The organism is Pseudomonas sp. EYE_354, from assembly GCF_023148575.1.
Taxonomy (GTDB): domain Bacteria; phylum Pseudomonadota; class Gammaproteobacteria; order Pseudomonadales; family Pseudomonadaceae; genus Aquipseudomonas.
Genome location: NZ_JAHXNQ010000003.1, coordinates 1 through 13,592, shown reverse-complemented (window position 1 = coordinate 13,592; position 13,592 = coordinate 1). Strand labels below are relative to the sequence as shown.

Genomic DNA, 13,592 nt, shown 5'->3' with positions numbered 1-13,592 from the left:
CCGCACACCGTCTGTTTACCGTCCGCAGCGCTGTTGGTGTCGTCCGGACGCTATGCTAGCTTGGCGCCTCGCCAGGAAGGCGCCCAACAGCGCAGATCGCACCGAACACAATGAGGACCGCACATGGCCCAGGCCACGCCCGCGCTTGAAATCCGCAACTTGCATAAACGCTATGGTGAGCTTGAGGTACTCAAAGGTATCTCGCTGACCGCTCGCGACGGCGATGTGATCTCGATCCTGGGTTCCTCCGGTTCCGGCAAGTCCACGTTCCTGCGCTGCATCAACCTGCTGGAAAACCCCCATCAGGGCGAGATCCTGGTGGCGGGCGAAGCCCTCAAGCTCAAGGCCGCGAAAAACGGCGAGCTGATAGCCGCCGACGGCAGGCAGATCAATCGCCTGCGCAGCGAAATCGGTTTTGTGTTTCAAAACTTTAACCTGTGGCCGCACATGAGCGTCCTCGACAACATCATCGAGGCCCCCCGCCGTGTGCTCGGCCAGAGCAAGGCAGAGGCCATAGAAGTGGCCGAAGCCCTGCTGGACAAGGTCGGCATCGCCGACAAGCGCCACGCCTATCCCGCGCAGCTGTCCGGCGGCCAGCAACAACGGGCGGCCATCGCACGCACCCTGGCGATGCAGCCCAAGGTCATCCTGTTCGATGAGCCCACTTCCGCCCTTGACCCGGAAATGGTTCAGGAAGTACTAAATGTGATCCGCGCACTGGCCGAAGAGGGCCGCACCATGCTGCTGGTCACCCACGAAATGGGCTTCGCCCGTCAGGTGTCCAGTGAGGTGGTGTTCTTGCACCAAGGCCTGATCGAAGAGCAAGGATCGCCACAGCAGGTGTTTGAAAACCCGCTTTCGGCGCGCTGCAAACAATTCATGTCCAGCAACCGCTAACGGAGCAACATGCATGCAGAACTATAAAAAATTCCTTCTGGCTGCGGCCGTCTCGATGGCGTTCAGCGCCACGGCCATGGCAGAAACCTTGAAAATGGGGATCGAAGCGGCCTACCCGCCCTTCAACAATAAAGACGCCAGCGGCAACGTTGTCGGCTTCGACAAAGACATCGGCGACGCCCTGTGCGCCAAGATGAAAGTCGAAAAATGCGAAGTGTATGTCTCCGATTGGGACGGCATCATCCCGGCCCTGAACGCCAAGAAATTCGACTTCCTGGTGTCCTCGCTGTCGATCACCGACGAGCGCAAGCAGGCCGTCGACTTCACCGACCCGTACTACTCCAACAAGCTGCAGTTCATCGCGCCTAAAGCCACCGCAGACTTCAAGACCGACGCCGGTTACCTGAAGGGCAAAGTCATCGGCGCACAGCGCGCCACGCTGGCCGGGAGCTACCTGGAAGACAAGCTGCCGGACACCGAAGCCAAGCTCTATGACACCCAGGAAAATGCCTACCTCGACCTGACGTCCGGCCGCCTGGACGGCATCCTGGCCGACAAGTACGTGCAATACGAGTGGCTCAAGAGCAAAGACGGTTCGGCCTACGAGTTCAAGGGCGACCCGGTAGTAGAAAGCGACAAGATCGGTATCGCCGTACGCAAGGGCGATCCGCTGCGCGAGCGCCTGAACAAAGCCCTGGCAGAGATCAAGGCAGACGGCACCTACAAGAAAATCAACGACAAGTACTTCCCGTTCAGCATCGAATGATCTGAGCGAAATGCCCGGCGCGCCCCCTTGGGCGCGCCGGCTTTTTGTAATGCCTGCCGCGATATGAAAACACCATGAATTTCGATCTCTACGGATTCGGCCCCGCGCTTGCCGCGGGTGCGCTGATGACCGTCAAACTGGCGCTAACGGCCCTGTGCCTGGGGCTGGTGCTGGGCCTTGCCGGTGCCTTGGCCAAGACTTCGCCGTACAAGCCGTTGCAATGGCTGGGCGGCACTTATTCGACCATCGTTCGCGGTGTGCCGGAGCTGTTGTGGGTGTTGCTGATTTACTTCGGCACCATCAACGCCATGCGCGGGCTGGGTGAGTTGTTCAATATTCCCGACCTGTCCCTGAGCGCTTTCGCCGCGGGCGTCATTGCCTTGGGGCTGTGCTTCGGCGCCTATGCCACGGAAGTGCTGCGCGGGGCGATCATCTCCATTCCCAAAGGCCACCGCGAAGCCGGTGTGGCATTGGGGCTGTCGAAATTTCGCATCTTCACCCGGCTGATCATGCCGCAGATGTGGCGCATCGCCCTGCCGGGGCTGGGCAATCTGTTCCTGATCCTGATGAAAGACACCGCACTGGTCACGGTCATCGGCCTTGAAGAAATCATGCGCCACGCGCAAATCGCCGTTACCGTCACCAAACAGCCGTTCACCTTTTATATGGTTGCCGCGCTCATTTACCTGGGCCTGACATCACTGTCGATGGTTGCCATGCACCTGCTGGAAAAACGCGCCGCCCGCGGCTTCGTGAGGACGACGTAATGGAATGGGAAGTCATCATCAAGTGGCTGCCGAAGTTTATCCAAGGTGCCATCCTCACCCTGGAGCTGGTCGGCATCGCCGTGATTCTCGGCCTGATCCTGGCCATCCCCTTGGGTATCGCGCGTTCGTCCAAGCGCTGGTACGTGCGTTCCCTGCCCTACGCCTACATCTTTTTCTTTCGCGGTACGCCGCTGCTGGTGCAGTTGTTCCTGGTCTATTACGGCCTGGCCCAATTCGACAGCATCCGCTCAAGCTTCATGTGGACCTACCTGCGCGACCCGTTCTGGTGTGCCACGGCCACCATGACGCTGCACACCGCCGCGTATATCGCCGAAATTCTGCGCGGCGCCATCCAGGCCATTCCGCCAGGTGAGATCGAAGCGGCCCGCGCACTGGGCATGTCCAAGCCCAAGACCCTGCTGTACATCATTCTGCCCCGCGCCGCGCGCATCGGGCTGCCGGCCTACAGCAACGAAGTGATCCTGATGCTCAAAGCCAGCTCGCTGGCGAGTACCGTGACCCTGCTGGAACTGACCGGCATGGCCCGCACGATCATTGCGCGCAACTACCTCACGGTAGAAATGTTCTTCACCGCCGGCGTGTTCTACCTGTTGATCTCCTACCTTCTGGTACAAGGCTTCAAACTGCTGGAACGCTGGCTGCGCGTCGATGCCTGCCAGGGACGTTGAAGCGCGTTTCCGGGCGCTGGATGCGTTCCTGATCGAGCACCAAGGGCTGTGGCGACCACGGCCCTTTACCCATCTACACCTGCCTTGGGAACGCGAGCATCCCGCGCTCGCCGGCTGGCTGCGTCAACGCTCGTTGGCCGAGGCGGAAGCCAGCCACAACAGCCCCCATGAACTGCAAGCCCCTGCGCCCTTCCCCGCGCTGGCCGCCGAAGCCCTGCGCCTGAGCGCTGTGGATAAGTTACCGACGCAGCCGCTGACAGCCGCCGCGCAGCGCTTGAACGTCGACGTACCCGGGCGCAAATGGCAACAGATCGAAGCCTTCGGCGCCGCGCTGCAGTTTGCGCAAACGCCCACCCACTGGCTGGACTGGTGCGCCGGCAAGGGCCACCTTGGCCGCCGTCTGCTGCACACCGGCCAACACCTCACCTGCCTGGAATACGACCCGCGCCTGGTCGCGTCCGGCCAGGCCTTGAGCGACCATCACCGCCTGCCCGTCACCCATCGCCTGCAAGACGTGATGGCAGATGTGGCGATCAATGCCGACCACACACCGATCGCCCTGCATGCCTGCGGCGACCTGCACGTGCGCCTGCTGCAGCTGGCCAGCGCCGCCGGCTGCAAGCAATTGGCACTGGCGCCCTGCTGCTACAACCGCATCCATGCGGCCACCTACCAGGCGCTGTCCGAGACGGGCCGTGCGTCAACCTTGCAACTGTCGGTCGACGACCTTGGCCTGCCGCTGAGCGAAACCGTCACCGCAGGTAAACGCGTGCGCCTGCAACGGGACACCTCGATGGCCCGTCGCTTGGGTTTTGATCAGTTGCAGCGTCAGGTACGCGGCTGCGACGAGTACCTGCCTACGCCTTCCCTGCCCGCCGCTTGGCTGGCGAAGTCCTTCGCCGACTACTGCCGTGAGTTGGCAGACCTCAAAGGGTTATCCACAGGCGAACAGGACTGGCCTGCGCTGGAGGCACAGGGTTGGCGGCGTCTGGCCGAGGTCAGGAACCTGGAGCTGGTACGTGGTCTGTTTCGGCGCCCGCTGGAGCTTTGGCTGGTACTGGATCGGGCACTGTTCCTGGCCGAACGCGGCTACAGGGTTGAGGTCGGCAGCTTCTGCGAGATGGCCTTGACGCCGCGCAACTTGATGGTGCTTGCCGAGCGCGATTAAGGGGCAAAATTGTCGCACCCCAGCCTGTGGATAACTCTGTTGATGAATTCTTTACAGAACCCGTAGCCATATGCGCTACAGACCAAAAGCCTGACTGATCATTTTTTGTTCACAAAATAAAACACACGCAAAACAGGCAGTTGCAGCGTGATGAGAACAACTCCACAAAATGGCTGTTCCGTGACTGGCCGCACCTGCCGATTGTGCATAAGCATCTGGGGTTAAGCGTATAAACCGTGCTTTACACGGTTTTTTTACGTGTGATCAATAGCCGGCAAAGCCCATTGATATCGTCCGCTGCCTGGCTTGGCGCGAGGGTGTCCAGCGGGTCCGTGGCAAAGGCCAGCGCCTGGCTGATCGCCGGATCGCGGTGCACCACCTCCAGCGGATATTTCCCCCGACGCAGCTTGAATGCATCGAGCATGTCCAGGTTGAACGCCGAATTTTCATCCAACTGATTGATCACAAAGTGACAACGGGGCGCACGCTCACGCTCAAGGTGGGGCGCCAGCAGCGCATCCAATTGGTCCAGGGTGCCGAGGCAGGCGGCATCCGGTTGAGCGACTACCAGCACAATGTCGGCCACGCTCAACGCTTGATGCAGATAAACGTTGTTACCGGCCGGCGTATCGACGATCACCGTGTGGGCCTCGCTCAGCCCCAACGCCAGCAGATGCCGCACCAACCATTTGGGCTCGCGCGTGAGCCAACGCTGCAGGTTTTCCTGCTGCTGGGTGTCGGCATCGCCATACGGCAGCACTTGGCAACCTGCAAACCCCGACTGCAGGCCCGTTGCCCATGGCGCATTGAGCAGGCTGCTAAGCGCCACGCCGGGTCGCTCAGGGTCCACACCAAAGTGCCGACGCAAGGCGTTCCGGGGGTCCAGGTCCAGCGCAATCACCGACTCTCCAAGGCGCTGCAAGCCGCTGCTCAACGCAGTGGCAAGCGTGCTGCGACCCACGCCACCGTTTACGGATATCAAGGCGACCACCGTCGGACGCAGCGCGATCAAGTCATGAGTCTGGGGCAGTTCATTGACGTATGACGATGGCCCACCAAAGCGCGACCGATCTTTCCCATTGGCGCGGGTGCCATCATCGAAAGGGACGGTGCCGAAGAAGTGCAGACGAGCTTTTTTCCCGTTGGAATCACGGGACACGCGCTTGCCGGACACGGCAAATAGGTCATCGGTGCGGCTCATGGCCGGGCTCCTTCACGACACCATTCAAAGACATGAACGTGAGCACGATAAGGCTTCACCGCAGGTCTTTTTGTAGGCGCTTGAGGGTCATCATTCTGTGACAGCCCCAGGCAAGTGTCATTATTTTGATGAATTTGCAGCAACGCTTTCGGACGAGCGGAAAATAGTCAGATTGCTGACGCACACTGAGCGCAATTCATTGGCGGTGATTTCATCGTGCCATTGTTTTTTACCCGCTATCACCGCACCATTGCCGCACCCTCAATGCTGCACGCTCTGGTAATCGCAGTGGCGATACGCTTTAAACTCCCGCGGATTCTGTACGGCGTCGCCATCACGTTGCTGCTCGGTGGCGGCCTGCTGGGCGATTTGCTCGCCGATTGGGATTTCAGTCAGATCAGTCGCCGCGCCGAATCGCTTTACGGGCCGCTCGGCCCTGGGCGACAGCGCGTCGATGCCTGGCAGCAACTGCTGTCGACCCAGAAGCAGATAAGCGAGAGCGAGCAACTCAAAGCAGTCAATTTGTTCTTCAACCGCCAGTTGCGCTACGAAGAAGACATCGACCTGTGGCACGAGATCGATTATTGGGCGACCCCCATCCAATCCCTCTGGAAAGGCGCCGGCGACTGTGAAGACTACGCCATCGCCAAATACTTCAGCCTGCGGCACTTGGGCGTGCCGGCCGAGAAGCTGCGCATAACCTACGTCAAGGCTTTGCGCCAGAACCGGGCGCATATGGTACTGACCTACTATGCAAGCCCGGAGGCCATGCCCTTGGTGCTGGACAGCCTGATGGACCCCATCCTCCCTGCCAGCCAACGTCCGGACCTGCTGCCCGTGTATGCGTTCAATGGCGAGGGGTTATGGCTTCCCGGTGCGTCGGGCAACAAAAAAGTCGGTGACACCAAGCGTCTGTCACGTTGGCAGGATGTCTTGAAAAAAATGACCGCTGAAGGGTTTCCGGCCAGTTCGGATAATTAACAGGAGCTACGATGTCACTGTTCAAACAATTGCTGATCGCTATCTGCGTGTTCCTGGTGGTCGCGTTCAGCGGTAGCTTCATCGTCAGCCTGGAAAGTTCACGTACCCAATACGTTAACCAACTGCGCTCCCACGCCCAGGACGCAGCCACCGCGTTGGCGCTGTCGCTGACTCCGAATATCGATGACCCGGCGATGACCGAACTGATGGTCAGCTCGATCTTCGACAGTGGCTACTACGCGAGCATCCGCGTGGTGGACCTGAGCAATAACCAAGTGCTGGTGGAACGCGCCGCCGAGCCGGATGCGAGCAACGTACCGGCCTGGTTCGTGAAAATGATCGGCCTGGCGCCAGCCGGTGGCGATGCCATTGTCAGCCGTGGCTGGCAACAGGCGGCACGGGTCGAGGTGGTCAGCCACCCGATGTTTGCCCTGGCCAAGCTGTGGCAGAGCGCGCTCGGCAGCCTGGGCTGGCTGCTGGTCTGCGGTGCCGTGAGCGCGGTATTGGGCGCCCTGTTGCTGCGCCGTCAGCTCAAGCCGCTGGACTATATGGTGGAGCAGTCGCACGCCATTGCTCGTCGCGAGTTCCTGAGCTTGCCCGACCTGCCCCGCACCCCTGAATTGCGCCGGGTGGTACAGGCCATGAACCAGATGGTGGAGAAGCTCAAGGCGCTGTTCCATGAGCAGACCGAGCGCAGCGAGAAGCTGCGTGTGGAGTCCTATCAGGACAGCCTGACCGGCCTGGCCAACCGTCGTTATTTCGAAATGCAGCTGCAATCGCGGGTCAGTAATCTGGAGGAGCACAGTTCAGGCTACCTGTTGATGCTGCGCGTCAACGACTTGGCCGGTCTCAACCAACGCCTTGGCGGCCAGCGTACCGACCAACTGCTGCAAGCCGTCAGCCAGCAACTGGTGCGCACCTGCGCCAAATACCCCGAAACCCAAAACCTGATCACCCGCAGCCGTGGCGGCGAGTTCGCGGTGCTTGCCCCCGGCCTGGTGCGTGACGAAGCCCTGCAACTGGCCCAGGCCCTGGAAAGCACCCTGCAAAGCCTGCACGAAACCGGGGCGACCGACATGTCGACCGTGGCCTACATCGGGCTGGCGCCGTACAACCCCGGCGATGCCTCGGCCGACCTGCTGATGCTCGCTGACCAGGCATTGGCCCAGGCTGAAGCCAGCGGCGGTCAAACCTGGGTGTGCCTGGACCACCAGACCGCAGGCACGGTCAGCGACGATCCACACAGTTGGCACACCTTGCTCGACGACGCCCTGAAGCAAGGCCGCTTCCGCTTGTTTTTCCAACCGGTGGTCAGTAGCAGCGACACGCAGCAGGTGCTGCATTACAAGGTGCTGTCACGCCTGCTCGACAGCCAGGACCAGACCATCGCGGCGGGGCGCTTCCTGCCCTGGCTGGAACGCTTCGGCTGGACCGCGCGGCTCGACCAACTGATGCTCGACCTGGTGATCAAACACCTTACCGGGCACGATCAATCGGTAGCGTTGAACCTCTCGGCCGCCACCTTGAACGACCCGCAGGCCCTGGAGCGCATATTCGAGCGTCTGGCCCAACACCCGGCGCTGGGGCCGCGCCTGATCCTGGAGATCGGCGAAGAGCAAGTGCCCGAGCAAACCCAGCTGGAGCGCCTCACCCGGCGTATGCGCAGCCTGGGCTACAGCCTGGGCCTGCAACGTTTTGGCGGGCGCTTCAGCATGATCGGCAACCTGGCGAACCTGGGCCTGGCTTACCTGAAGGTCGACGGCAGCTATATCCGTGCCATTGATCAGGAAAGCCACAAGCGCTTTTTCATCGAAGCGATCCAGCGTGCCGCCCACAGCATCGATTTGCCGTTGATTGCCGAGCGCGTGGAAACCGAGGGTGAGTTGCGGGTGATCCGCGAGATGGGTATCGAAGGGGTGCAAGGCCAACTGGTCGGTGAACCAGCGCCCTGGAAGTGAAGCGTTGAATGCTCGTGCCTCCTTGACGGTCTCGCCGTGAAGGAGGTGCGCCGCGTCAGATCAGACCGGTTTCATCGTCATTGATCAGTTCGCTCAACCCGCCCAACGCCGCCCGGGCGTGGGTACGCTCCAGAAACTTGGTCTGTGCCGCCGGTGGCAAGTCAGTGATGCTCATCACGTTTTTGGTGATCAACACCTGGATCAAGTCATCGAGCACTCGAATCATCTCAAGGTCACTGCTCTTGAGCTGCTTGAGGCTGGTTTCGATCTCGTCATCGGCAAACCACGCCTGAATCTCATGATGGTCAGCCGGTAGCGTCTCGGTGGCGCCATCGAAGGCCTGCGCCTCCACGCGGACCAAAGCGTTGTGTTGATCGCGTTGCACGTAGAACATCAGCCTTCTCCCAATAAAAAATCCCTGCAGGCGCCGCGCACGGCTCCTGCAGAGATTACACACATTTCCCCGAAGCCGATGCCAAGGGGGCGCCAATCCCGAAAGATTGACGCCCCGCTGGTGATCAGTCGTGGTGCTTGACGGTCAGGTCGCCACCGGCGATCAGGTTGTTGATCGCGGTGCTGCCGCTGCCCCAGTTCGCGCCATCGACCTTGATCGTGACATCGGCCGTACCGCCACCCGACGTGGTGAACGCGCCGGTACTGCTCACGCTCAGTGTCGAGTTCCCCGCCGAATCGGTGTTCAATTGCAGGTACTTGGACAGGTTGCCGTCGTTGTTGCCTTGCAGCAAGTCGGACAGGTCCAGCTTGTCGCCTTCGCTGTGCTTGAAGTCCATGATGCGATCAGCGCCGCTGCCGGTGTTGGTGTCGCCTTTGAGCCACACAAAGGTATCGGCACCCGCGCCACCGGTGAGGATGTCATTGCCCTTGCCGCCCACCAGGATGTCGTTACCCGCACCACCGGAAAGCGAGTCGTTACCGCCCTGGCCGAACAGGATGTCATCGCCGGCGTTACCAATCAGGGTGTCGCCGCCATCCTTGGTGCCGTAGATGTTCGATGCGCTTGCCAATGCACCGATGTCCTGCACGTGCTCAGTGATGTACTGATGCAAGGTACGATCGTCGACGTGATCGACCGTGGTGGACAGCTTCTCTGCGGCGAACGCCTTGAGCGCAGCACTGCCTTCCTGGCCTTTGTAGCTGATCAGGTCACCGAACAGGATGTCGTTGCCCGAACCGCCGGAAATGTTGTCGGCACCGGTATCGGCCGTGTGGCCGGTAATGGTGTCCGCCAGCTTCGCGGTGTCGATCGTGCTGACCGTTTTATCGCTGTCGAAGTACTTCTGGAGCATGTTGGTATCGATATCTCTGCCCAGACCGATGGCTTGTACCTCAACCCCACCCGTAACCGCTGTGATCAAACTGTTGTAGGCCCCCTTGGCGTTGGACAAGGCGGTGTTTGAGTCCTGGTAAACCGAAGCAACGTCAAAACCGCCGCTGCTATTGGCTACCACAGTGCCCACATAAGACTGACTGCCCCAGACATCGTAGGAATAGACCTTGCCTTGTCCATCGACGATTACTTCGGTGCGGCCGTAGATGGAGGCTGTCACCGGCGTGGTCTGACCCAAGACATAATTGGAGCTCTTGACCTGGCTGTCGAAGGAAACGTTCGAACCACCAATCCAACTGGTTGAGCCCAGCGAAGGGTTGCCTTGAATGGACGTGTACACATTCGGCGCACCGTCGGTAATGAAGTACGTCAGGTTTTTCGCGCCGGCATTACTGGTCGCGTCAGTGCTCTTGAACCAGGCCGTGGCAGCATCGAAGGCGTCCTGGTAGTTGGTCATGTCGGACGAATTGGAGGCCATGTTAGTCAACACCGCCTGCAAGGCAGCCTTGGCAGCAGCCTGATCGGCCAGGTTGACCGAGACCTGCGACTCAACCCTGGTATCGAAGTCCACCAGCAGCACTTTCACCACACCCGAACCGCTCAGCTTCGCGTTGGCGATCAAGGTGTCGAAAATGCTGGAGAGCTGGGTCTTGATCGAACTCATCGCCGAAGAGCCGATACTGCCCGAGGTGTCGACGATAAACGCGATGTTGTAGTTGGTGCCCGGCGTCGTGATACCGCCTTTGTCACCCACCACCACATTGTTGGCCGAGCTGTTGCCCAGGTCGATGGTGTCTGCCGCAGCGCCGCCCTCGTTCACCGGGTTGTAGACCTGGGACTTGACCGTGATGGTGGTGGTTGCCACCGACGAGCTCAGGCTGTTGCTACCTTCGTTGTCAGTCACGGCGATGTCGATGGTGCGATCACCAATGGCCGGGTACTTGCTGGTGCTGGAGTACTGGAACGACTCCAGCAACGTCTTGTAGGTGGCCGCATCCGCCGCACCCGACAGGGTCAGCACAATTTTGCCGCTGACGTCAGTCCCGACGCTGGTCACGGTGACACCTTTATAGGTGCCGCCCACCGACACCAGGCTCGAGGTGAGCTGATCGCCCGCACTGGCGTTTTTCAGGGTGATGGTCGCGCTTTGCATCTGGTTGCTGTCGATGTCAGAGAGGCCCACGCTGCCGGTAATCGCCACACCGGTGGTGCTGCGTTCGGTGTACGAGGTGCTGTAGCCGGTAGCCACACCACCATCCGCGGTGCTGAGGTCCAGGGTTGGCGCGTCGTTGACCGAGGTCACGGTGATGGTGCCGTTAGCCGGGGCCGAGGTCAGCGGATTGCTGCCGTCAGCGTTGCCGCTGTCGGTGGCGGTGTAGGTGAAGTTCGCCGTGCCGCTGAAGTTCGCGTTCGGCTTGAAGTACACAGTGGCTTCGCCGTTGACCGCGTTAATAGCGCCGGTCACCGCTTTGGTCATCGCTGCGTCGGTGTAGAACGTGCCATTAGTTGGCGTGCCGACGGTGAAGGATTTCACGTTCGCCAGGCCATCCACGTCAGTTGCGCTCAGCTTGACCGCGATACCTACGCTTGGGTCTTCAGCACCGGTCGCGGTAGTCGCCGCTGCAACCGGCGCGTCGTTGACCGCAGTCACGGTGATGGTGCCGTTGGCCGCTGGCGAGGTCAGTACGTTGCTGCCGTCAGCGTTGCCGCTGTCGGTGGCGGTGTAGGTGAAGTTCGCCGTGCCGTTGAAGTTCGCGTTTGGCTTGAAGTACACGGTGGCTTCGCCGTTGACCGCGTTAATAGCGCCGGTCACCGCTTTGGTCATCGCTGCGTCGGTGTAGAACGTGCCATTAGTTGGCGTGCCGACGGTGAAGGATTTCACGTTCGCCAGGCCATCCACGTCAGTTGCGCTCAGCTTGACCGCGATACCTACGCTTGGGTCTTCAGCACCGGTCGCGGTAGTCGCCGCTGCAACCGGCGCGTCGTTGACCGCAGTCACGGTGATGGTGCCGTTGGCCGCTGGCGAGGTCAGTACGTTGCTGCCGTCAGCGTTGCCGCTGTCGGTGGCGGTGTAGGTGAAGTTCGCCGTGCCGTTGAAGTTCGCGTTCGGCTTGAAGTACACGGTGGCTTCGCCGTTGACCGCGTTAATAGCGCCGGTCACCGGTTTGGTCATGGCCGCATCGGTATAGAAGGTGCCATTGCTCGACGTGCCGACGTTGAACGACTTGACGTTGGCCAGACCATCGACATCGGTGGCGGACAGCTTGACCGCGATCCCGACACTTGGGTCTTCAGCACCGCTCGCCGTGGTGACGATCGCCACTGGCGCATCGTTGACCGCAGTGACCACGACGCTCACCTTGCCAGTCGTGACTTCTTCAACCTGCGTGCTCAACTCTTTGGCTGTTGCCGTCACAGTCAGATCGAAATTGGCCGTCGCATCCTTGGCCGGAGTGACGGTCAAGGTAGCCAGGTTCCAATTGCTGACATCGTACTGGGTGGTCGCACCCGTCGAGGTATAGCTGTGGCCCGTGGCGCCGTCGGTAATTACAGCGCCTTCAGGCAGGCCGCTGATTTCTACCTTGTGCGATTCCGACTGGTCATTGTCGACAAACGTGGTCGTGATCGGGCTGATCTTGATCGCACTGTCTTCCAGGCCGTGGTTGTAAACGTAGCCGGTGTAATAGCCTTCTCCGTTGACCACGTGAGCATCGTCAAAGACCGCCCCGGCGGCTTTCAACGCGTCCAGGCTGGTATAGGTCTGCACGCCGCTGCTGCCCAACGCCATCGACGGGCCGTTGTTGATCGAGACATTGACGTCGTAGTTGCCCGGGCCGGCCTGGTTGTAGTGATAGATGTCGAGGGTGTAATAACCCGACTCTGTCGGCGTAAACGGGGTTGCGTTAATCCCGCTGCCCTGGCTCCAGGTCTCGGTCGACACCAACTTGCCGCCGACGGTAACCGCCATGCTGTCATCGGCGCTGCCGGTGAAGCTGTAGCTCTTGCCGGCTTCGAGGTAGATCAGGCCAGAGACTTTGGTCGCAGTGTGCTCCACCACATCACCGTTACTCACGTTTGCGGTCACACCCGTGGAGGCTGCGCTGCCAGGGGTTTGGGCGTTGATGACCCGGATCAAATCGCTGGACTGAACAACACCATTACCGTTCGTACCCAATGCACCAGGCAGGTTCCCGCCGGTCCAGGTTTGAATGGTCAAGCCGGTTGGCACGTCACCGAACGAGCCGACCGTCACGACAGGAACGTCCGTCACTGGGTGGATATCCACGGTGATGGTTTGAGTGTCGCTGTTGAGCTGGCCGTCGGTAGCCTGGAACTTCAGCTCGGTGTAATCACCCTGCTTGTTACCGACGCCGGTGTTGCCGAAGCTGCTATCACCCGACTCGTTGGCTGCTGGGCTGTAACGCACATTGTGATTGTCGAAGTCGGCCTGGCTGAAGGCCTTGCCCGGCGACGTATCGGTTTTCAGATCAGCTGCGTTGAGCTGGACCCAAACACCGTCGACTTTGTACTCAATGGCACCGCTGGGCAGGCTGGTGAAGACGACTTTCAGGTCCGTGGAATCGACATCATTGACCCCGAACGTCGACCATTTCAGCTCGACTGAAGTGTCTTCGCTGCTTTCTATGTGGCCATTGCTCGCAGTCGGCGCATCGTTGACCGGGGTCACGTTGATGGTGCCGTTGGCTGGAGCCGAGGTCAGCGGGTTGGTGCCGTCAGCGTTGCCGCCGTCGGTCGCGGTGTAGGTGAAGTCCGCGGTGCCGTGGAAGTCCGCGTTTGGTTTGAAGTAAACCGTGGC

General features: G+C 60.5%; 10 protein-coding genes. 7 read left to right on the top strand and 3 right to left on the bottom strand.

The window, feature by feature from the left end; genetic code table 11:
* Nucleotides 1–123 precede the first annotated feature (123 nt).
* The 5 genes from KZX66_RS04740 to KZX66_RS04720 all read left to right on the top strand — a co-directional run bounded on the left by KZX66_RS04740 (nt 124) and on the right by KZX66_RS04720 (nt 4,287).
* A complete protein-coding gene (locus KZX66_RS04740; RefSeq protein ID WP_248076962.1) occupies nt 124–897 on the top strand; it encodes an ABC transporter ATP-binding protein in 774 nt (257 codons plus the stop codon).
* Nucleotides 898–910: 13 nt separating this feature from the next.
* Nucleotides 911–1,663 carry an ABC transporter substrate-binding protein gene (locus tag KZX66_RS04735; RefSeq protein ID WP_017529568.1) on the top strand — a complete coding sequence of 251 codons (753 nt, stop codon included), beginning with the start codon at nt 911–913 and terminating at the stop codon, nt 1,661–1,663.
* A 74-nt stretch (nt 1,664–1,737) separates the two neighbouring features.
* Nucleotides 1,738–2,430 (top strand): ABC transporter permease, encoded by a 693-nt coding sequence (locus KZX66_RS04730; RefSeq protein ID WP_248076960.1) that lies wholly within the window; start codon nt 1,738–1,740, stop codon nt 2,428–2,430.
* Complete coding sequence (locus tag KZX66_RS04725) at nt 2,430–3,119, top strand: ABC transporter permease (RefSeq protein ID WP_248076958.1); 690 nt, start codon at nt 2,430–2,432, stop codon at nt 3,117–3,119. Before KZX66_RS04730 ends, KZX66_RS04725 begins: the two co-directional genes overlap by 1 nt.
* On the top strand, nt 3,100–4,287 hold the full coding sequence (locus KZX66_RS04720) for a methyltransferase (RefSeq protein ID WP_248076955.1): 1,188 nt from the start codon (nt 3,100–3,102) through the stop codon (nt 4,285–4,287). Before KZX66_RS04725 ends, KZX66_RS04720 begins: the two co-directional genes overlap by 20 nt.
* A gap of 241 nt (nt 4,288–4,528) precedes the next feature.
* Here KZX66_RS04720 and bcsQ read toward each other — a convergent pair whose 3' ends face one another.
* Nucleotides 4,529–5,488 carry a cellulose biosynthesis protein BcsQ gene (gene bcsQ, locus KZX66_RS04715; RefSeq protein WP_248076953.1) on the bottom strand — a complete coding sequence of 320 codons (960 nt, stop codon included), beginning with the start codon at nt 5,486–5,488 and terminating at the stop codon, nt 4,529–4,531.
* 264 nt (nt 5,489–5,752) lie between these two features.
* On the opposite strand from bcsQ, the gene lapG reads away from it, so the two are divergent.
* The gene (gene lapG / locus KZX66_RS04710; protein WP_248077709.1) at nt 5,753–6,469 is read left to right on the top strand and encodes a cysteine protease LapG; all 717 of its coding nucleotides are present in this window, start codon (nt 5,753–5,755) and stop codon (nt 6,467–6,469) included.
* A gap of 11 nt (nt 6,470–6,480) precedes the next feature.
* Nucleotides 6,481–8,427: a cyclic di-GMP receptor LapD gene (gene lapD, locus KZX66_RS04705; RefSeq protein WP_248076950.1), complete on the top strand. Its 1,947-nt coding sequence runs from the start codon at nt 6,481–6,483 to the stop codon at nt 8,425–8,427.
* Nucleotides 8,428–8,482: 55 nt separating this feature from the next.
* Here the strand turns inward: lapD and KZX66_RS04700 are convergent, their stop codons facing one another.
* Both KZX66_RS04700 and KZX66_RS04695 read right to left on the bottom strand, forming a co-directional pair.
* Nucleotides 8,483–8,821, bottom strand: a complete 339-nt coding sequence (locus KZX66_RS04700) for a tryptophan synthase subunit beta (protein ID WP_248076947.1) — start codon at nt 8,819–8,821, stop codon at nt 8,483–8,485.
* Between the two features lie 124 nt (nt 8,822–8,945).
* A partial coding sequence (locus KZX66_RS04695; RefSeq protein ID WP_248076945.1) for a tandem-95 repeat protein occupies nt 8,946–13,592 on the bottom strand: 4,647 nt, incomplete at its 5' end.

Coding starts and splice junctions, on each gene's coding strand:
- KZX66_RS04740 (WP_248076962.1), top strand. CDS start 124: ATGGCCCAGGCCACGCCCGCGCTTGAAATCCGCAACTTGCATAAACGC.
- KZX66_RS04735 (WP_017529568.1), top strand. CDS start 911: ATGCAGAACTATAAAAAATTCCTTCTGGCTGCGGCCGTCTCGATGGCG.
- KZX66_RS04730 (WP_248076960.1), top strand. CDS start 1,738: ATGAATTTCGATCTCTACGGATTCGGCCCCGCGCTTGCCGCGGGTGCG.
- KZX66_RS04725 (WP_248076958.1), top strand. CDS start 2,430: ATGGAATGGGAAGTCATCATCAAGTGGCTGCCGAAGTTTATCCAAGGT.
- KZX66_RS04720 (WP_248076955.1), top strand. CDS start 3,100: ATGCCTGCCAGGGACGTTGAAGCGCGTTTCCGGGCGCTGGATGCGTTC.
- bcsQ (WP_248076953.1), bottom strand. CDS start 5,488: ATGAGCCGCACCGATGACCTATTTGCCGTGTCCGGCAAGCGCGTGTCC.
- lapG (WP_248077709.1), top strand. CDS start 5,753: ATGCTGCACGCTCTGGTAATCGCAGTGGCGATACGCTTTAAACTCCCG.
- lapD (WP_248076950.1), top strand. CDS start 6,481: ATGTCACTGTTCAAACAATTGCTGATCGCTATCTGCGTGTTCCTGGTG.
- KZX66_RS04700 (WP_248076947.1), bottom strand. CDS start 8,821: ATGTTCTACGTGCAACGCGATCAACACAACGCTTTGGTCCGCGTGGAG.